This window comes from Pseudomonas sp. FP603 (assembly GCF_030687415.1).
Lineage (GTDB): Bacteria > Pseudomonadota > Gammaproteobacteria > Pseudomonadales > Pseudomonadaceae > Aquipseudomonas > Aquipseudomonas wuhanensis.
Map to the genome: position 1 here is coordinate 4,905,920 of NZ_CP117431.1, position 19,013 is coordinate 4,924,932.

The following is a 19,013-nucleotide window of genomic DNA, read 5'->3' on the forward strand; positions in this document are numbered from 1 at the left end:
CGGGCCTCCTGTTAAAACCGATAAAGTGAACCGCGCGCGTTAAAAAACCGGCGCGGCCAGTTGCGCATGACGGCGCTGATGGACTTCCAGATGATTCTTGATAATCCGGATCACTTTGGCTTCATGCTCATGAATGAAGAAATGCCCGCCGGTCATCATGTCCACCGAGAAACTGCCCAGGGTTTCCTGGCTCCAGCCGATCAATTGCTCGGTGGTGGCCTTGTCTTCCTTGCCGCCGAGCACGTGCACGGGGCACTTGAGCAGCGGGCGCTGCATCGGACGGAAGCGTCCGCAGAGCATGAAATCGGCGCGCAGGATCGGCAGGGTCAGGCTCATCAACTCCTGATTGGCCAACACGTCCTCGCTGGTGCCCTGGAAAGTGCGCAGTTGCTCGATCAACTGTTCGTCAGTCTGGGGCTCGGCGAAGCCACGGTCATAGTCGCTGCGCATGGTCGGGGCGGCCGTGCCTGAAGCAAACAGCGCCACTGGCTCCGCAGCACCGAGGGCACGAAAGGCGTGAGCCATCTCGCAGGCCAGCAACGCCCCCAGGCTGTGACCGAACAAGGCGTAGGGGCCGTGCAAGGACGGCTTGTGTTCCCTGGCCAATTGCAGGGCCAGGGCGCGCATATCGGTCTGCAAGGGTTCGTCATAACGGGCGCCCCGCCCTGGCAACTCCACGGGCTGCAAGTGCAGCCACGGCGGTAACTGGCGCCGCCAGCGGCTATAGACCATGGCGCTGGCGCCCGAATAGGGCAGGCACAGCAGTGTCAGCTTTGTCACCGCACTTATCCTCAATGGGTTATCTGTAAAGGGAACGGATGAGGTGTGGCGAGAATTAGTCGGTGGGGTTAAGCAATGTCAGCCGCGACGCACTCTATGTAGCAGCAGCCTCGCAAGCTCGACAGCTGCTACGGATCGCCTTAACTGATTATTTAAGATGGCGGTAGCTTTGCACCGCCGAACCCAACACTACGGCGCCAGCGGCAATCGACAACCAGAACCCGCTGCGCGCCCCGAACGCGTCCACCAGCCAGCCCGAACCGGCCGCGCCGATCGCCACGCCGATGCTCAAACCGGTGACCAGCCAGGTCAGGCCTTCGGTGAGTCTAGCCGGCGGCACGATGCGCTCCACCAGCGCCATCGCCACAATCAGGGTCGGGGCAAAGAACAACCCGGCGACGAACACCGCCAGCGCCAGCCCAAAAATATTCGCCGCCAGCAACAACGGCAACGTGGTCACCGCCGTCGCCACTCCACCATAGAGAAACAGTAGCGGCAGCGGCAGTTTCGAGCGCAACGCGCCGAACGCCAGCCCGGCCAGGCAAGAACCAATGGCATACACCGACAACACAATGCTCGCCGCCGCCGGTTGCCCCTGCTGCTCGGCGAACGCGACGCTGACCACATCCACCACCCCGACGATGATGCCCATGGCAACCATCAACAGCATCAGCAACTGGATTTCGCTCGAGTGAATGATCGAGCGCTGATGGTGTTCCTCACGAGGATGCACCGGCGGCTCAGTGCCACGCTGCGACACGAATGCCGTGACCCCGACCGCCAGCATCAACAACGCCGCCAACGGCCCCGCCTCCGGGAACGCCACCACACACAACCCCACCGACAGCGGCGGCCCGACAATAAAACACACCTCGTCCAGCACCGACTCCAGCGCATAGGCGGTTTGCAACTCAGGACGACCGCGATACAACTCGGTCCAGCGCGCCCGCGCCATCGCCGACATGCTCGGCATGCAACCGGCCAGCGCAGCGAACGCAAACAACATCCAGTGCGGCGCCTGCAAGCGGGTGCAGAGCAACAGCATCAACAGTGCCCCGCCACCGACCAGCGCCGACACCGGCAAGATCCGGCCTTGCCCAAAACGGTCCACCAGCCGCGAAACCTGCGGCGCACAAAACGCCGTAGCCAGGGCAAAGGTCGCCGCGATGGAGCCGGCCAGTCCGTAACCGCCCTGGAGCTGCGATAGCATGGTGATCAGACCGATGCCGGTCATGGAAATCGGCATGCGCGCGATCATGCCGGCCAGCACAAAGGCGCGTGCACCTGGGGCGTGGAACAGCTCGCGGTAGGGGTTTGCCATGGGATCCGGCCTCGATAAGGGCCTGCAACTTGCCACAAACGCCTGCCCCTGGGAAATCGTCGAATTGTTGGTTGAGTGTGAACGCTGGCCTGCCGTCAAATGAACGTGAATCTGTGGGAGCGAGGCTTGCCCGCGAAAGCGATCTCACATTCAACATGGATGTCCCCTGACACACCGTCTTCGCGGGCAAGCCTCACTCCTACAAGAGGTCAGCTGTGTGGCGAGAGTTTTGGCACGTCGACGTTATCCAGCACCCGATTCACCGCCAGCTCGGCCAGCATGATGACCTGTTGAATCGCCAGGAGCGTGTGCCGTTGCGGAGCATCGACATACGCGGCAATGTCGCTGGTCATTACGCTCGCTGACGCCAGCGACTCGCAGACATGGGCCAGCAGGCTTTCGTTGTCCATGTCCGGCGCAACCAGAAACATCCTGCTGGGCTTGCGGCCTTCGGGTTGTTTGGGCGGTGGCTTGAGGTAGTGGTCGAGCGCGCGTTCGGCGGCTTCGTTGAGCTTTTTGGAATCGGGTGATTCGTAGGGGGAAACGTCGTCGGTTTCGGGGGGATTGGGACTGTCTTTTATCATGGTGTAACTCCTGACATTCATGAAGCTCACCACCATCGTGACCAAACGATGGGTGGTGGGCGGTACGCAGGTTGGTCAACCGGGAAGTCAGGCACCCGGCGCACTCGAAAGTGCCCCGCGCACAGCCCACCGCAAAGCATACCGACAAGCACAAGAAAAAGCGCCGACATGCTCACGTTGGCGCTTGCACGCCTGACATTGCACGGGTGACCAAACCCGGTCGCTGAATTGGCAGCGACCCGGAAAGACTATCGACTCCCTTTCCTCACCTACAACCGTCAAAACGCGTCGGAAATATCCACTTTTACGACGCTTTTTGTAGGATCAAGGCCTACCCGCGATGAACTTAAACACGCACCGCTGACCTCCTGTGGCGAGGGATCTTGCTCCCGTTGGGGCGCACAGCGCCCCCTCGAATGCTCAACCACATTCCTCCAGAAGCACCGCATTTGCTGGCTTTACGACTGCTGCGCAGCCGAGCGGGGGCAAGCCCCCTCGCCACAGGATCGTGTAGGGCAAACACCTACATTTATTAAACAAACCAGCCCAATCAGCATCTGGTAACTGATTCCTACATCCGGAAATACCTTGTTGCCAGCACCTGCATCCATCCCTACCATCCACGCTCAACGGGCACAGCGGAGCTGTCCAACAAAACCCGAATTCAAGGAACCAGAATGACCCAGCGCATCCATCGCAGCATTGATACCCCACTCCGATCGGGCCTGAACCGGACTGAATTGTGGGAAGCCCCCGACAAAGGCTTGATCAAATGCTGGGAAATCGGCCGCCAACGCGCCACCCGCTTCCCCGACCTCGCCCACCAATGCATTACCGGCGAGCTCCCGGTGCTGGGCTGGAAAGGTGGCGTCAGCCGCAGCCTGAAAAAACTCGAAAAATACGGATCCCTCAAATACCTCGCCCAATGGCAGGGGTTGCGCGGGGAGGATCTGGATATTGATCTGAGCGCAGAACGGGCGCTGACCTGTTCCCGGACCAAAATGGTGGTGACGTTTACGCCGGACCGGTCGAAGTACTTCAATCAGGTGGCGGACGTGGAAGCCTGAGAAATAGAGCCTCATGTCATTGCTGGATCTGCTGCAGGGTTGACGGAGAACCGCTCGCGATAGGCTTGCGGAGTCACGCCCATGGCTCGCAGAAAACTGCGTCGAAGCGTCTCTTCACTGCCAAACCCGCATTGCATCGCGACCCGTTTGATCGGCACACCGGTGTCGCTGAGCAAGCGCCGGGCGGTCTCGACCCTAATCAGTTCGATGGCCCGCGCCGGGGTCTGGCCGGTGTCGGCGCGATAATGACGGACGAAGCTGCGCTCGCTCATGCCGGCCTGCAAGGCCAAGGTCGGGATGCCGAGGTCCTTGGTGAGGTTTTCGCTGATCCAGGCATGAAGTTCGTCGAAACGATCGCCTTCTTTCTGCAAGGACAGGGTCACACTGAACTGCGACTGGCCACCCGGACGCTTGAGAAACACCACCAATTGCCGGGCGACATCCAGGGCCATGGTGCGGCCGAGGTCTTGTTCGACCATGGCCAGGGCCAAGTCGATGCCCGCGGTAACCCCGGCCGAGGTCCAGACCGGGCCGTCGTTGATGAAGATCGGGTTGGGTTCCACCTGGAGTTTGGGATGCTGCTGCGCCAATTGCTCGCAACGGGTCCAGTGCGTCACTACCCGTCGACCGTCGAGCCAACCGCTGGCCGCCAGCAAAAACGCCCCGGTACACACCGACGCCACCCGCCGGCACCCCGTCGCGTGCTCACGTACCCAAGCTACCAGCGACTCGTCTTTCGCCGCCGCGTAAACGCCCCAGCCACCGGCAATGATCAAGGTGTCGCTGCCCTGATCCGGCAACGGCTCTGCCAACAGCGCCAACCCCGCCGACGACATCACCGCCCCGCCACCGCTGGCAATCACCGATGGCGCGTAGGGCGACGGTAAACCTTGCTGGCGGGCAATGTCGTTGGCCGAGGCGAACACCTGCAACGGCCCGGTGACGTCGAGCAGTTGCACGTTGGCAAAGGCCAATACATGAATGGTTTTCGGGGTGTTTGGCATAGTTGGCGTAATTCGTGGGGTGATTGGCGTATGCGCCAAATCCTAGGCGCCTACAGTGAAGCCGTCCACCCCAACCAGGAGAAAAAACGCCATGACGTTGCAGATCGGTTTTCTGTTGTTTCCACAGGTTCAACAACTGGACCTGACCGGCCCTTATGACGTGCTGGCCTCGCTGCCCGACGTGAAGGTGCATCTGATCTGGAAGGACCTGGTCCCGATCACCGCGAGCACCGGGCTGGTGTTGAAACCGACCACCACCTTCGACGATTGCCCGCCGCTGGATGTGATCTGCATTCCCGGTGGCAGCGGCGTCGGGCCGTTGATGGAGGATGACGAAACCCTGGCCTTCATCAAGGCTCAGGCCGCCAACGCGCGGTATGTCACCTCAGTCTGCACCGGTGCGCTGGTGCTTGGCGCGGCGGGGTTGCTCAAGGGCAAACGCGCCACGACGCACTGGGCGTATCACGAACTGCTCGGGCTGTTGGGGGCGATCCCGGTGAATGATCGGGTGGTGCGCGACGGCAATCTGCTGACCGGCGGCGGGATCACCGCGGGTATCGATTTTGCCCTGACCCTGGCGGCTGAATTGTTCGATAAGGACACCGCGCAACTGGTGCAGTTGCAGCTGGAATATGCGCCGGCACCGCCGTTTGCGTCAGGCAGCCCTGAGACGGCGCCAGCCAGCGTGCTGGAAGAAGCCCGTAAACGCGCTGCCGGGTCGTTGAAACTACGCACGGAAATAACCGAACGTGCAGCGGCGAAACTCGACCTTCAGTGAAAGCAATGGCTGCGGGAGCTATCGCCCCCGCAGCCAGTCACTCACGCCGGAAAATCCGTCGCCAGCGCTGTGGTTTTCCACTGTTCAAGGTCCTGTTGCACCTGAGCGATTTTCTGCTGCGCCAGGTCAACCGCAATCCGGCCCATGAACAGATGCAGGGGCGGCTCGCTGATATTGGCCACCTGGATAATTGCCAAGGCGATCTGGTCCGGGTCGCCAGCCTGCTGACCATCAAGGGTGTTCTGGTGCAGGTCCAGGGACGCTTGCGCGGCGGTGTAATCATCGATCCTGCGCTCGGCAACAGCCAGCGATGCACTGGACAGGAAGCCTGTACGCACCGGTCCCGGGTAAACCACCGTGGCCTTGATTCCAAACTCCTGAACCTCTGCCGCCAGCGCTTCGGTCACGCCACCGAGGGCGAACTTGCTCGCCACGTAACTGCCCCAACCGGCATAACCGCCATCGAAGCCGACAATAGACGAGATATTGATCACGTGCCCGCTGCGCTGCGCCCGCAACTGCGGCAAGGCGTGACGCAATACATTGAGCGGCGCAAACAGATTCACATCGAAATTACGCCGCAACTCGCTGTCCGACAGCGCTTCGAAAGTGCCCTGCTGGCCGTAACCGGCGCAGTTGACGACCACATCAAGGCGGCCGAAAACCTCAACGGTGCTTGCGATAGCGCTGGCCACGCTGGACTCACTCATCAAGTCGACTTGCAGCGGCAGAAAGCGCTCGCTGGCTGCCTGCAGTTCCTTGAGGTTACGGGAAGTGGTGGCGACGCGATCACCCACGGCCAACACCTGTTGCGCGAGGGCGAGGCCGAGGCCTTTCGAGGCACCGGTGATAAACCAGGTTTTAGGAGAGTTTTTCATAAGTAGTTTTCCTTTGTTTCAGTGCATGGCTGGCTCGGTAAAATCAAAAACGCGTCACTCCGGCTGGCGGTACAGCACCATCCCGGCGTGGTAGAGCACCCCGTCGCGAAAGTCACCGTCAGCCGTGAAACCGGTGTCGTCGGCATATTCGATGTGATCGCCCTCCAACCAATAGCGCCCCAAATAAGCGCTTTCCCGATGGCCGCGAGCTTCGTCGTAGCGACCGCCGGGCAGCAGTTGGTGGCGAATCACGCCGTCGGCGGTGACCCACAGGCCGACGTATTGGTCTTGATTGCCTGATGTTTTAGTCATTTCAGTTGTCCCTACTTCAATAAGGCTGTTCAAAACGGACTGGCCGTCGGCCGTACGATCAATTCACTGACGTCCACATCGGCCGGCTGATCGATGGCGTAGGCAATGGCCCGAGCGATAGCGTCGGCAGGCATGGCGATCTTGCGGAACTCGCGCATTTCGGCGCGGCCACCGGCATCGGAAATGCTCTCGGCCAGTTCGGACTCAGTCACACCGGGGGAAATCACCGTGACCCGCACATCACCACCAACTTCCTGACGCAAGCCTTCGGAAATCGCCCGCACGGCGAATTTGGTGGCGCAGTACACCGCAGCGGTCGGGCTGACAGCGTAAGCGCCAATGGAGGCGATGTTGATGAACTGGCCCGAGCGCTGGCGCTGCATCAAAGGCAACCCGGCAGCGATGCCGTGAAGGACGCCACGGATGTTGACGTCGATCATCCGGTCCCACTCCTCGACCTTCAGCGCCTCGAGTTTCGACAGGGGCATGACCCCTGCGTTGTTGACGATCACATCGACGCGGCCAAAGCGCTCGACAGCGAAACCGATGAAGGCCTGCACATCATCGCGGCGGGTGACGTCCACCGCCCTGAATGCGGCGCTCTGGCCGGCCGCATTGAGTTCTGCAACCAGTGTTTCCAGGCGCTCAACGCGCCGGGCACCGAGCACTACATGGGCGCCCTGACTGGCCAGAAGACGTGCGGCAGCTTCGCCGATTCCGCTGCTGGCGCCGGTAATGACAACCACTTTGCCTTGAATGTTGGACATGACTGTTTCCTTATCTGGAGACTGGAACATCCCGGAGGGGACGTTGCGACAGGTCCAGATTAGGGAGGCTGCGACGGGTTTCGTTAGCCGGTTTCTCCTGGGTTCTTGCACGATCCTGTAGCCGCGAAACCGACACTGGCCGATACGCGCACAATCGGTTTTACTAGCCCGACTCAACCCTCGGCCAGGAGATTGTTCAGCATGACGGCGTCTACTTCCGTGAATGCCCTGCCCCAGGACGGCGCCGACTTGCGGCGCGCCGAACTGGTGAGTCTGATGAAGCGCTTTGCCCCGGCATACGGCGTTCACGCCACGCCAATCAAGGACTTGCACCTGATCCGCAGCGACCACCCCACCGAAGACCTGCACACGGTGCACAAACCGGGACTGTGCGTGATTGTCGAAGGACGCAAGGAGGTACGCCTGGCCGCTGAAAGCTACACCTACGACCCGCTCAATTACCTGGTGGTGTCGGTCACCCTGCCCTTGGCCGGCAAAGTGATCGAGGCCACCCCGGATCGGCCTTACCTGTGCCTGCGTCTGGACATCGACCCGGCGCAGATCTGCCGTTTGATCGCCGATGTCAGCCCGGTCGGGGTGCCTGGGGTGATGAACAGTGGACGTGGGCTGTTTTTGGACCGGATCGACGTGCCCTTACTTGACGCCGTGTTGCGGCTACTCAGATTGCTGGAAACCCCGGACGACATCGCGGCCCTGGCGCCGCTGGCCCAACAGGAAATTTTCTATCGGCTGTTACGCGGCGAGCAGGGCCGACGCTTGCACGAAATCGCTATCCCCGACACCCAGACCCACCGCATCAGCCGCGCCATCGAATGGCTGAACAACCATTACGCCGAGCCCCTGAGCATCGAACACCTGGCGCAGATGATCAATCTCAGCACCTCGGCGCTGCATCACCGCTTCAAATCGGTGACGGCCATGAGCCCGTTGCAATACCAGAAGCAATTGCGCTTGCAGGAAGCACGGCGGCTGCTGTTGTCGGAGAACAGCGACGTTTCGTCAATCGGCTACAAAATGGGCTATGAAAGCCCTTCGCAATTCAGCCGTGAATACAGCCGACTATTCGGCGCCTCGCCGAGCAAGGACATTGCCCGGCTGCGCGCCCAGGAAATCTAGGAGGTTTGTGGGCGGCCTGAAAGCGTCCGCTCAAGCATTCGCCGCACGCCGGCCATTGGGCACAAACAGCTCGAACGAATCATCACCATAAGCCCGCTCCACTTTAGCGATCACCACTTGATAACCCGCATACCACTTGCGGTACTGACGCTTGGCCTCCAAATGTCTGGGATGGCTGGCAAATTCACGGATAGAGGCTTCGTCCCGCCAGTAGTAACTGGCGTTGACCAGTTCGCCATCGGCCGAGCACCAGGACTGGGTGCCCACGAACCCTTCGATGCTGATCGCAACTTCGTCGATCAAAGCGCTCAACCGGTTGAACTCCTCGTCCCGTTGCCCGGGTTTGTAGATAAACGAAGCGATGTACATGCACAGGTTCCTTTTCAGCGAATGAGTCAGGCCGGACGAGTCATCAGGGCCAACCGGACGGCAAGCAACAGCAGTACCGCGGCCAGCCCCAATGACTGCCATTTGGCGAATGTCGAAGTGCTGGAAATACGCCGGCTGACGGTGCTGCCGAAAACCCCGAGCAGGGTGTGAAACACGCCACTGACCAGAGTCAGCACCACGCCCAGCAGCACTAGCTGTACGGCAATCGACCCGCGTTGCGCGTTAACGAACTGCGGCAGGAACACCATGAAAAACAGCAAGGCCTTGGGGTTCAGCAGGCTGTTGAGCATCGCCCGGATCATCAGGATTTTGAGCGGCACTTGCGCAACATCCGAGGTGGCCGATGTTTTTTGCAACGCCTTGAACGCCAACCACAGCAGGTACAGGACACCGGCATAACGGATCAAGTCGAAGGCCGGCGGCCAACTCGCAACCAGCGCCGTAACCCCCATCGCGGTCAGCGCCGTCAGGATCAGATCGGCCAGGCCGATGCCCAATCCCGACGCCACGCCACCGCGCCAGCCATAACTGGCGCCATGGCTGATCACGAAGGCCATGTTCGGACCGGGTGACAGCAGCAACAACATCACCGCTCCGACGAAAATCGATAAGGTCGCAGGGTCAATCACGGCGAAGTCTCCGTCCTGGAAAGCCTGTAGATTAGAGCGCCAATCTGATACAAACAAAAAATTGATCCAGATACAAAGAGCATTCACTCATGACCCGTGTTCGCTACAAACGCCTGGTGGATGAATTCGCCGGGAAGATTCGCAGCGGTGAACTGCCACCCGCCATGCAATTGCCGACCATTCGCGCGCTGATGCAGAGCGAACGGATTGCGCTGGCCACCGCATTGCGGGTCTATAGCGAGCTGGAAGCGATCGGTCTGGTAGTTGGCGAAACCGGCCGTGGCACCTTTGTACGCGACACTTCGTTGCCTCGAGGGCTGGGGCTGGAACAGCAACCATTGGGCATCGGCACGGTAGACCTGACCTTCAATTACCCGTCGGTACCCGGTCAGGACGAGTTATTGCGCGAGGGGCTGCGAGCGATTGCCGCATCAGGGGATATCGATGCGTTATTGCATTCCGCGCCTCAGGGCGGGCGGGTGCATGAACGGCAGACGGCGGCCCGGCATTTACGCAATCGGGACATTCGGGTGGGGGGCGATCAGGTGCTGATCGTCAACGGCGCCCAGCAAGGTCTTGCCGTGACGCTGATGGCGTTACTCCAACCGGGAGATATTCTGGCCCTCGACGCCCTTACCTACCCCGGTCTGAAAACCCTGGCCCAGGCCCATCGACTGGACCTCGAAGCCCTGCCGCAAATTGCCGGGCACACCGACCTCGACGCCCTGGAAGCACTGTGCAAACGGCGCCCTGTGCGGGCGCTCTACAGCATGCCGACAATGCACAATCCGTTGGGGACGGTGATGTCCATCGCCGACCGTGAACGCCTTGTGCAATTGGCCGAACGCTACGACTTTCTGATCATCGAAGACGGCGCCTATGCCTTCCTCGCAGAACCAGCGCCCAAACCGCTGTTTACCTTGGCCCCGCAGCGCACGCTGTATATCAGCGGCCTGTCGAAAAGCGTTGCCTCGGGTCTGCGCATCGGCTTCATCGTTGCACCGAAAGCGATGATGCCGGTGCTGGAACAAGCCATCCGTGTGTCGACATGGAGCACCCCGTCGCTGACCGTCGCTCTGGCCTGCCGCTGGATCGACAGTGGCGAGGTCGACAACCTTGAAGAGCAAAAGCGCTTGGACGCCCGCCAGCGACAGGACCTGGCTCGGCAAATACTGAACAATTGCGATGTGGTGGCGCATCCCGCTTCCTACTACCTTTGGCTCAGATTGCCTGAAGGATTGCGGGCCGAGACGGTTGTTGCCGAGTTGGAACGCAAAGGCGTGCGGGTGACCAACTCCGAACCCTTTGCCACGACCACTCATGTGCCTCCTGCACTGCGGGTGGCCATGGGATCGATCAGCCTCGACGTGTTGAAGCGTGCCCTGGAGACTTTGCGTGAAATCGTGGACATCTGAGGGGCTTTTCTTACGCATCGAGTAGGAGGCGGATTTGCATCCGCCGTCCTCTCACACCACCGTACGTACGGTTCCGTATACGGCGGTTCAGGCTATGCGGCTAAACCGGTTGATCGTATCCAGTATTGAGACCAGCCCGAGTCGATCCCACAGCTTCTTCGGTAGCGCCTGATTCATATGGGGCGCGCCCGAGTTCCACCATGGGCCTCGGCCATTGACTGCCGATTTCCACGCCCGCGCCTCATCAAGCCCCAGACGTATCAAGTTGCGCGCCCTCGTCGAGGGCCGCTTCCATTGACGCCAGATGACACAACGAAGTTTGTGGCGTACCCAGCCGTCCAACTCCTCCAGCGGCCGTTTGCTTTGACTTAGCTTGAAATAGCCAGCCCAACCTCGCAGTACGGGGGTTATTTGCTCGACGATGTAACTTATTGAGCGCCTGCGCACCCGGCGCAAGAGGTCCCTGAGTCGGTCACGCAAGCGACGCAGACTCATCGTCGCCACTCGTAACCTTGGCTGTTGATGCCAGCTCATTCCATAGCCCAAGTAATCACACATCCACGACCCGGCTACTCGGCTCTTTTCCCGGTTCAGTACCAGTTTCAAGCGCCGGCTCAGGAAGCGTTCAACGCCGGCCATCACCCGTGCGCCTGCCCGTTGGCTACGCACATAAATGTTCGCGTCATCGGCATAACGCACGAAGCGATGGCCCCGCCGCTCCAGTTCGCGGTCGAGTTCGTTGAGCAGGATGTTCGACAGCAACGGCGAGAGCGGGCCGCCTTGCGGCGCCCCTTCCTGTCGTCGGCTGGCGAGTCCGCCTGACATCGTTCCCGCTTCGAGATAACGACGGATCAGCCTGAGCACTCGCTTGTCTTCGATTTGACGCGCTACGTAAGCCATCAATACATCATGGTTGACCCGATCAAAGAACTTCTCCAGATCGAGTTCCACACACCAGCGGTGACCCGCCACCACATGGGCACGGGCTGTTTCAATGGCTTGATGAGCGCTTCTGCCTGGACGAAAGCCGTAGCTGTAGTCCGAGAACAGCGGATCGAAGATCGGCGTGAGCTGTTGCAGCAGCGCCTGCTGGATCAGGCGATCCACGACACTGGGGATGCCCAGCTGCCGGGTTCCGCCTTTGGGTTTGGGGATATCGACGGCGCGCACACCCTGCGGGTGATACTCGCCGGCCAGCAACCGAGCCTTGAGGGTTGGCCAATACTGTTTCACGTAGTCCGCCAGCTGGTCGACCGTCATGCCATCAGCACCCGGTGCACCCTTGTTGCTGACTACGCGGTGATACGCACGTCTGAGGTTGGCGGGTGCAAGCACCCGCTCCATCAGCGTGTCCGGCTCCGCGTTCGTCCACGTCACAGACGCCGCTGATACCTGTGCGCTGTCAGCCGTCATCCTCGGATTCTGTCCGGGACTCGGAGTAACAGTCTTCTCTGGGAGAAATTGCTGCATTTCGGTATTCAACGAGACTCTGACGCCTACTGGCGGCATAACCTGTTCGGCCCTTGGTGGCAGGGTTATTTGCCACTTACTACGGCCTCGGCTGACTTCTGCACGTTCATCCCGTCGCCTCTCGACGCTCGGTAGCACAGTGGCAAACGAACAGATCTCCCAGGGTAATTCGCGCGACCTTCCTGCTTATGCCTGTCGGATTTTACGTCACAGCGTTCCGTGCAAGTATTGGGCTTTGACGATTTGGGCCGTCTTACCCCGCTGCGCCGCCTCTATCCGCTTCCTGTTCGTCAGGCCAGCATTTTGCCTCGGGCTTCCTTCAGATTCGCAGTCACCCGCGACACCCTTGCCTCTGGCTAACACTTCCCCTTGCCGGGTGTGTAGAGGACTTTCACCTCCAAGTCACCAGCGTGGCCACCACAGCCAAGCTGGTTGCGCTTGCGCGCAACGCGCCATGCCTGGCGCACCCATAAAAAAACCCGCCTAAGCGGGTTTCTCAAGACCATTGCGACATCCTGTCGGCAGCCATCCTGGCGTATGGTCGATCATCCGTGATCCTGAGCACGTCCTGTGCTTCAGTTGATGGATCCAGATTAGACGCATCGGTAAAGCTTCAAAAGACGACATACCACTGACTACGTGTAAGCCATTGACCATTCAACGCCTTAAACCTGCACCTGTAGAAGCTGCCGAAGGCTGCTACAGGAAACCGAGCGGCAGTTTTCTGTAGACGAAAAAAAAACCCGCCGAAGCGGGTTTTTCCCAAGACCATATCGACTCCCTGTCGGCAGCGATCCTTGCTATGGTCGATCATCCGTGACCCTGGAGCACTTCCTGTGCTTCAGTTGATGAGGCTAGATTACGCTTGGGATCCAATCTGCAATAGACGACATAGCTACTAGCGCGTGTAAGACATTCGCTATAGTCGCCGCGCCGAAACCCTTTGGATGTATCAGCCATCGTGCGCTGAAGCCTCGAGTTTCGTGGCCTGCAGCCATCAGCCGCCCTGACGCTCGTGGGTCTGGGTATTTGTTTTCAGAAATTCTTCGATATTGCTCATCTGCTCATCCCAACCCCGGCTGTCCATACGAAACGCCTTGAGCCTGCGCGACTGAGGGATGTGATCGAAACCGGACTCGACGACCGTCAACAACGTGCCTTCATCCATATCCTGGAGTTCGAACTTCACCAGCGTGGTGGGCTCCTGGGAGTAATCGGTATCGGGTTCGACTGCATACGGGTGCCAGCGAAACGAAAACACCCGCTCCGGCTCGACCCGCTCCACCAGTACATTCCACAACAAGTGCTCATAACCAGGATAAGTAATCTGCCCCTGGGTCCACTCGCCGGCGACAAAGCGCTTGCCTTCGAGTGCCACGCCGAACCATTGCCCGAAGGCTTCGGCATTGGCCAGTGCGCGCCAGACCTGCGAGCGCGGCACCTTGAGCAGGATCTTCCTTTCGATGCGATCTGATGCTGGGTTCATAAGTCACCTCCTGTATTGAACAGTAGGCCCGTAAAGACCATAAGACCAACCTAAAAGTTGTATCAAACAGGTGCCGCAATCACCCGTACCTGAAATATTCGGCCTCAGTTTTGGCCATAAGTTCTGGTTTGAAGAGGGAGTCGGCGGGCTGAAACTGCTAACGTTTGCAACGAAGTGGAACCCTTACAAGGAAGATTCATGCAGCCTTCACTCACGGAACGTTATCGCGCAACCCTGCTGGGGCTTGCTTGTGGGGATGCCGTCGGCACCCGCGCCGAATTCCAGCCGCGCGGCTCGTTCGCCCCTCTGACCGATATGGTTGGGGGCGGCCCGTTCAATCTGAAGCCAGGGCAATGGACCGATGACACTTCCATGGCACTTTGCCTGGCAGAAAGCTTGCTGAACAAAAAAGGTTTTGATGCGGCCGACCAAATGGGCCGTTATCTCAACTGGTGGCAACGGGGTTACCTGAGTTCGACCGGCGAATGCTTCGACATCGGTATGACCGTACGTGAAGCGTTGACTCGTTATCTGGAAAACCGTCAGCCATTCGCGGGATCCACCGATCCCTACACAGCCGGCAACGGTTCGCTGATGCGGTTAGCGCCAGTAGTGTTGTACTACTTTCCCGACCTCGACCGGATCAGGAGGTTTTCCGCAGACAGCTCGCGCACTACACATGCAGCACCAGAGGCACTTGAATGCTGTCAGTTGCTTTCCGATCTGATCCGCAAGGCATTGCAAGGCGCGCCCAAGCAGGATTTACAGAGCCTGCCAGAGACGACGTTCGTGGAACCGAAGGTCGCGAGCATCGCCCGAGGCGATTACCTCGGAAAATCCAAAGACGATATTCGCGGTAGCGGTTACTGCGTTGCATCACTGGAAGCGGCCTTGTGGTGCTTTCATCACACTGACAGTTTTGAAGCCGCCATCCTCGAAGCCGCGAACCTGGGCGACGACGCCGATACCACTGCCGCCATCGTCGGCCAGTTGGCCGGAGCCCACTACGGTGTGCAGGCCATCCCTGACGGCTGGCTGGCGAAATTGCACATGCGCGAAGATATCGAGGCCATGGCTGACGCCCTGCTTCGGGCAGCCACCGCTGCCGCCATCTCAGCCACGCAACCAGGCAAATCCCATGAATAACCTGCATGGCAGCTGCTTGTGCAAAGCCATTGAATACGAACTTGATAGCCTCGACATGCCCATCAGTCACTGCCACTGCCACACCTGTCGCAAGGCACATGCAGCGGCATTCGCCTCAACGGCCGGGGTCATGCGTGAGCATTTTCGCTGGATAAAAGGACAGGACCGGCTAAGCACCTATGAGTCGTCGCCAGGCAAGCTTCGGCATTTCTGTTCGATCTGCGGATCGCATCTGATGGCAGAGCGCTTTGCCCAACCCCATGTAATCGTTCGCGTGGCGACTCTGGACGATGATCCGAAAATGACACCTCAGGCTCACATCTGGACGTCCCACGACGTGTCCTGGCTTGAATATGAATCGAATGAGAAATGTCCGGAGTGGCAGGTATAAATTCTGAACAGCGCAGCGCTTTTGTGGCGAGCGGCAGATTCGTTGATTAATCATCCGCTTCGCTACACTGCACCTCAACTTTCCAATGTCACCACGAGAATCACCCATGCACCCACGCTTTCTCCTGGCGCTGACGCCGCTGCTGTTCACCACCATGGCGCATGCCGTGGACTGTGCCAATGCGAACGACCAGGGCACCATGAATCAGTGCGCTGCCGAGCAATACAAAGCGGCTGATAAAGAGCTGAATACGCTTTACCAACAAATCACCAAACGATTGAAAGACAATCCCGATGCCAAGAAGCTGCTGGTCAGCGCGCAACGCAACTGGGTGGCGTTTCGTGATGCCGAGTGTGAGTTTTCGACCTCTACGGTGTCGGGCGGCAGTGTGTATCCGCTGATCTACAGCCTGTGCAACACCAACCTGACCAAGGCCCGCGTCGAAACCTTCAAACGCTACCTCACGTGTGATGAAGGCGATATGAGTTGTCCGGTGCCTGGGGCGTGATGCTGCGGTGTTCTTGAGGGCCTCTTCTCGGGCAAGCCTCGCTCCTACTGGGGACTGCGATACACAAATTGTGTATTTACCAAAAATCCAATGTAGGAGCGAGGCTTGCCCACGAAGGCGTCCGCTCAGACACCACAATTACCGAACAATATTTGCGCCGTCGTGATCGCCATAAGCGATTGAGCACGCCGAACATCAGGTTAGGGTCCTTGGGCCTGACCCTGCTTCTTGCCTTCGGGATACACGCCGCACCGCCAACGTGGTGCGGCGTGACGCAGGTTCAGCGGTAAAACGGAGGGTGAATGCCTTTGTGAGCCTCGATTTCTTGCCGCATGTCAGCCACTAGCGACGCGATCGCGTGGGGGCTATCCAGTGTCCATACCGGAACATGGGTGGCCACCAGATCCACTTTCCCGGTCATGCAATCGCAGACCCGTATTGTCAGAGACTGGTCTGCCTCCATGCTGCAAGTGCACACAGCGGGCAAAAAACTATGTTCAATGATGTTTTGAATTTCCAGGGTTGAAAGGAACATCGCTACCTCCCTCACGCCAAGTGTGTGGGCGGGCGAATGCTCCCTCATTCACCCACTAGCCCGAAAATTCTAATCCTCAATAGCAGGTGTCTCAAGATCGTAACAGGTTGCTCGTCGTCTCATTGGTTGTCGCGATTTACGACAACTTTTATGTGTGAACCTGCTCTGTGAGGCCTTGATCCTCAGACTTGAGGGTCGCCCGGCGTTTTGCTCGGCACGGCGTATTGCGGCTTCAGGTGACCGTCCTGATCGAGCAGCCAGGCGTCCATGATCTGCCGCACCACGGGACCGGCAACGCGACCTCCGGCCTCGCCGTTTTCGATCATGACCGAGATGACAATCTTCGGATGTTCGGCCGGGGCGAATCCGACGAACAAGGCATTGTCACGGTTGCGCTCCAGGGTTTTCGCCCGGTTGTAGCGCTCACCCTGCTTGATCGCCACCACTTGCGCCGTACCACTCTTGCCGGCGATGCGGTATTGAGCCCCCGCCGCTGCCGCTCGGGCAATCCCGCGAGCGTCGTGCATCACCATCTGCATGCCATGGTTGACCTGATCCCAGTCACGCGGGTCCTTGAGCAGGATGTTCGGCATCGGATGCTCGTCCACCGGCGCTACGCCATCCACCGTTTTGGCAAGGTGTGGTCGGTTCCATACACCTTTGTTGGCGATCAGCGCGGTGGCTTGGGCCAATTGCAAAGGGGTGACCTGCATGTAGCCTTGGCCGATGCCGAGGATCACTGTTTCGCCGGGGAACCACGGCTGACGGCGGGTCGCGCGTTTCCAGGCCTGGGATGGCATCAACCCCGCAGACTCTTCGAACATGTCCAGCGAGACCTTCTCGCCAAGTCCGAACATCGCCATGTAGTCGTGCAGACGGTCGATCCCCAGCTTGTGCGCCAGATCGTAGAAGTAGGTGTCGTTGGAGCGCATGATCGCCGCGTCCATGTCCACCCAGCCATCGCCACTGTGGTTCCAGTTACGGTACTTATGATCGAAATCCGGTAGCTGGTAATAACCCGGATCGAAGACGCGAGTCTGCGGGGTGACCACCCCGGCGTCGAGGCCTGCAATCGCCACTTCCGGCTTGATGGTCGAGCCCGGGGCGTAGAGACCACGCAGCACACGATTGAACAGCGGCCGGTCGATGGAATCGTGCAGCGCCGCGTACTCCTTGAAGCTGATTCCCGTCACGAACATGTTCGGGTCGAAGCTTGGCTTACTGACCATGGCCAGCACTTCACCGGTCGACGGGTCGAGAGCAACCACCGAGCCACGGCGATCGCCCAACGCCTCCTCGGCAGTTTCCTGAAGTTTGACGTCTAGGCTCAGTACGATATTTTTACCGGGGACCGGATCGGTGTGTTTGAGCACTCGCAGCACGCGGCCTTGAGCGTTGGTCTCGACTTCTTCATAACCCACATGGCCGTGCAACTCGGACTCGTAGAATTTCTCGATGCCGGTCTTGCCGATGGATTGGGTGCCACGGTATTCCACCGTATCCAGGGCTTTGGATTCTTTCTCGTTGATACGGCCGACGTAACCGATCGAATGGGCAAAGTGTGCGCCCATCGGGTAGTGGCGAACGAATTGTGGCTCTACATCGATCCCGGGCAAGCGGAACTCGTTGACTGCCAACACCGCAATCTGTTCTTCGCTGAGTTCATAGAACAAGGTGACGGGCACGAAGGGGTGTCGAGCCTGCTTCATCGCCTTGTCGAACAGCGTGCGGTCTTCAGAAGGCAGGTGCAGGAGGTTGACCACGTCATCCAGCTCTTCTTTGACGTCGGAGGCGCGTTCGCGGGTGATGGTCAGGTTGAAACTGGGCCGGTTGTCCGCCAGAAGCACGCCGTTGCGGTCATAAATCAACCCACGGGTAGGGGCGATCGGCAATACATGTACACGGTTGTTTTCGGAGATCGTCGAGTGGTAGTCGTACTCGACCACCTGCAGAACATACAACCGCACCACCAGCGCGCAGGTAATAGCGACGACGAACAAGGCGCAGGCCATCAGTCTTTTATTGACCAGGCGCGTCTCTTTTTCGTGGTCCTTGATCGGTATCGGTTCAGGCATTTCTGCAGCAGCTCTTTGACTGTAGAGGAGGTGCCAATCCGTAGGCTTGAAGTCAGTCCGTTAAAAAATGAGCTGCACCATACCAAAAACGGCGCGGTCACTTTAGCGCGTCTGCCAAAATTTCATAAACGATGCGGCTATCGCTCCACAACACTTTCCTGCGGACAAAACAAAACCCCTACCCTGCATACGCAGATAGGGGTTTCGGAATTTAATCTTGACGATGACCTACTCTCACATGGGGAAACCCCACACTACCATCGGCGATGCATCGTTTCACTGCTGAGTTCGGGATGGGATCAGGTGGTTCCAATGCTCTATGGTCGTCAAGAAATTCGGT

20 protein-coding genes and 1 rRNA gene are annotated in these 19,013 nt (G+C 59.2%); 7 read left to right on the forward strand and 14 right to left on the reverse strand.

What is annotated here, in order from left to right; genetic code table 11:
• Nucleotides 1-39: 39 nt before the first annotated feature.
• The 3 genes from PSH65_RS22590 to PSH65_RS22600 all read right to left on the reverse strand — a co-directional run bounded on the left by PSH65_RS22590 (nucleotide 40) and on the right by PSH65_RS22600 (nucleotide 2,685).
• Nucleotides 40-780: a thioesterase II family protein gene (locus tag PSH65_RS22590; protein ID WP_305422461.1), complete on the reverse strand. Its 741-nt coding sequence runs from the start codon at nucleotides 778-780 to the stop codon at nucleotides 40-42.
• 148 nt (nucleotides 781-928) lie between these two features.
• Nucleotides 929-2,101, reverse strand: a complete 1,173-nt coding sequence (locus PSH65_RS22595) for an MFS transporter (RefSeq protein ID WP_305422462.1) — start codon at nucleotides 2,099-2,101, stop codon at nucleotides 929-931.
• A gap of 209 nt (nucleotides 2,102-2,310) precedes the next feature.
• Nucleotides 2,311-2,685 carry a DUF6124 family protein gene (locus tag PSH65_RS22600; protein WP_205890946.1) on the reverse strand — a complete coding sequence of 125 codons (375 nt, stop codon included), beginning with the start codon at nucleotides 2,683-2,685 and terminating at the stop codon, nucleotides 2,311-2,313.
• A 677-nt stretch (nucleotides 2,686-3,362) separates the two neighbouring features.
• Here PSH65_RS22600 and PSH65_RS22605 point away from each other — a divergent pair.
• On the forward strand, nucleotides 3,363-3,752 hold the full coding sequence (locus PSH65_RS22605; RefSeq protein ID WP_305422464.1) for a hypothetical protein: 390 nt from the start codon (nucleotides 3,363-3,365) through the stop codon (nucleotides 3,750-3,752).
• A gap of 11 nt (nucleotides 3,753-3,763) precedes the next feature.
• Here PSH65_RS22605 and PSH65_RS22610 read toward each other — a convergent pair whose 3' ends face one another.
• On the reverse strand, nucleotides 3,764-4,756 hold the full coding sequence (locus PSH65_RS22610) for a GlxA family transcriptional regulator (RefSeq protein WP_305422465.1): 993 nt from the start codon (nucleotides 4,754-4,756) through the stop codon (nucleotides 3,764-3,766).
• A 91-nt stretch (nucleotides 4,757-4,847) separates the two neighbouring features.
• Here PSH65_RS22610 and inhA point away from each other — a divergent pair, with 91 nt between their 5' ends.
• A complete protein-coding gene (gene inhA, locus PSH65_RS22615) occupies nucleotides 4,848-5,534 on the forward strand; it encodes an isonitrile hydratase (protein WP_305422466.1) in 687 nt (228 codons plus the stop codon).
• A gap of 41 nt (nucleotides 5,535-5,575) precedes the next feature.
• Here the strand turns inward: inhA and PSH65_RS22620 are convergent, their stop codons facing one another.
• From PSH65_RS22620 to PSH65_RS22630, 3 genes are read right to left on the reverse strand one after another with little or no spacing between them, the layout of a single operon-like run.
• Nucleotides 5,576-6,412, reverse strand: coding sequence for an SDR family NAD(P)-dependent oxidoreductase (locus PSH65_RS22620; RefSeq protein ID WP_305422467.1), 837 nt, complete (start codon nucleotides 6,410-6,412; stop codon nucleotides 5,576-5,578).
• A gap of 54 nt (nucleotides 6,413-6,466) precedes the next feature.
• The gene (locus PSH65_RS22625; RefSeq protein WP_305422468.1) at nucleotides 6,467-6,724 is read right to left on the reverse strand and encodes an Atu4866 domain-containing protein; all 258 of its coding nucleotides are present in this window, start codon (nucleotides 6,722-6,724) and stop codon (nucleotides 6,467-6,469) included.
• Between the two features lie 29 nt (nucleotides 6,725-6,753).
• Nucleotides 6,754-7,491, reverse strand: a complete 738-nt coding sequence (locus PSH65_RS22630) for an SDR family oxidoreductase (protein WP_305422469.1) — start codon at nucleotides 7,489-7,491, stop codon at nucleotides 6,754-6,756.
• Nucleotides 7,492-7,692: 201 nt separating this feature from the next.
• Between PSH65_RS22630 and PSH65_RS22635 the strand changes: the two genes are divergently transcribed.
• The gene (locus PSH65_RS22635; RefSeq protein WP_305422470.1) at nucleotides 7,693-8,628 is read left to right on the forward strand and encodes an AraC family transcriptional regulator; all 936 of its coding nucleotides are present in this window, start codon (nucleotides 7,693-7,695) and stop codon (nucleotides 8,626-8,628) included.
• A gap of 30 nt (nucleotides 8,629-8,658) precedes the next feature.
• Here PSH65_RS22635 and PSH65_RS22640 read toward each other — a convergent pair whose 3' ends face one another.
• Both PSH65_RS22640 and PSH65_RS22645 read right to left on the reverse strand, forming a co-directional pair.
• On the reverse strand, nucleotides 8,659-8,997 hold the full coding sequence (locus tag PSH65_RS22640; RefSeq protein ID WP_305422471.1) for an antibiotic biosynthesis monooxygenase: 339 nt from the start codon (nucleotides 8,995-8,997) through the stop codon (nucleotides 8,659-8,661).
• A 26-nt stretch (nucleotides 8,998-9,023) separates the two neighbouring features.
• On the reverse strand, nucleotides 9,024-9,647 hold the full coding sequence (locus tag PSH65_RS22645) for a LysE family translocator (RefSeq protein WP_305422472.1): 624 nt from the start codon (nucleotides 9,645-9,647) through the stop codon (nucleotides 9,024-9,026).
• A gap of 89 nt (nucleotides 9,648-9,736) precedes the next feature.
• On the opposite strand from PSH65_RS22645, the gene PSH65_RS22650 reads away from it, so the two are divergent.
• Nucleotides 9,737-11,062 (forward strand): PLP-dependent aminotransferase family protein, encoded by a 1,326-nt coding sequence (locus PSH65_RS22650; protein ID WP_305422473.1) that lies wholly within the window; start codon nucleotides 9,737-9,739, stop codon nucleotides 11,060-11,062.
• 87 nt (nucleotides 11,063-11,149) lie between these two features.
• On the opposite strand, the gene ltrA is transcribed toward PSH65_RS22650, so the two are convergent.
• Entirely contained in the window at nucleotides 11,150-12,571 is a 1,422-nt protein-coding gene (gene ltrA, locus PSH65_RS22655; protein ID WP_305422474.1) for a group II intron reverse transcriptase/maturase, read from the reverse strand.
• A 958-nt stretch (nucleotides 12,572-13,529) separates the two neighbouring features.
• The gene (locus tag PSH65_RS22660; protein ID WP_305422476.1) at nucleotides 13,530-14,018 is read right to left on the reverse strand and encodes an SRPBCC family protein; all 489 of its coding nucleotides are present in this window, start codon (nucleotides 14,016-14,018) and stop codon (nucleotides 13,530-13,532) included.
• A gap of 198 nt (nucleotides 14,019-14,216) precedes the next feature.
• Here PSH65_RS22660 and PSH65_RS22665 point away from each other — a divergent pair, with 198 nt between their 5' ends.
• From PSH65_RS22665 to PSH65_RS22675, 3 genes are all read left to right on the forward strand, one after another.
• Complete coding sequence (locus PSH65_RS22665) at nucleotides 14,217-15,164, forward strand: ADP-ribosylglycohydrolase family protein (RefSeq protein WP_305422478.1); 948 nt, start codon at nucleotides 14,217-14,219, stop codon at nucleotides 15,162-15,164.
• Nucleotides 15,157-15,555, forward strand: a complete 399-nt coding sequence (locus tag PSH65_RS22670) for a GFA family protein (RefSeq protein ID WP_305422480.1) — start codon at nucleotides 15,157-15,159, stop codon at nucleotides 15,553-15,555. Before PSH65_RS22665 ends, PSH65_RS22670 begins: the two co-directional genes overlap by 8 nt.
• 106 nt (nucleotides 15,556-15,661) lie before the next feature.
• Nucleotides 15,662-16,063 carry a lysozyme inhibitor LprI family protein gene (locus PSH65_RS22675; protein WP_305422481.1) on the forward strand — a complete coding sequence of 134 codons (402 nt, stop codon included), beginning with the start codon at nucleotides 15,662-15,664 and terminating at the stop codon, nucleotides 16,061-16,063.
• A 280-nt stretch (nucleotides 16,064-16,343) separates the two neighbouring features.
• Here PSH65_RS22675 and PSH65_RS22680 read toward each other — a convergent pair whose 3' ends face one another.
• The 3 genes from PSH65_RS22680 to rrf all read right to left on the reverse strand — a co-directional run bounded on the left by PSH65_RS22680 (nucleotide 16,344) and on the right by rrf (nucleotide 19,004).
• Nucleotides 16,344-16,598 carry a DUF1652 domain-containing protein gene (locus PSH65_RS22680; RefSeq protein WP_030131459.1) on the reverse strand — a complete coding sequence of 85 codons (255 nt, stop codon included), beginning with the start codon at nucleotides 16,596-16,598 and terminating at the stop codon, nucleotides 16,344-16,346.
• 182 nt (nucleotides 16,599-16,780) lie between these two features.
• Nucleotides 16,781-18,673 carry a penicillin-binding protein 2 gene (gene mrdA, locus PSH65_RS22685; protein WP_305422483.1) on the reverse strand — a complete coding sequence of 631 codons (1,893 nt, stop codon included), beginning with the start codon at nucleotides 18,671-18,673 and terminating at the stop codon, nucleotides 16,781-16,783.
• A 215-nt stretch (nucleotides 18,674-18,888) separates the two neighbouring features.
• Nucleotides 18,889-19,004, reverse strand: a 5S ribosomal RNA gene (gene rrf / locus PSH65_RS22690).
• Nucleotides 19,005-19,013 lie beyond the last annotated feature (9 nt).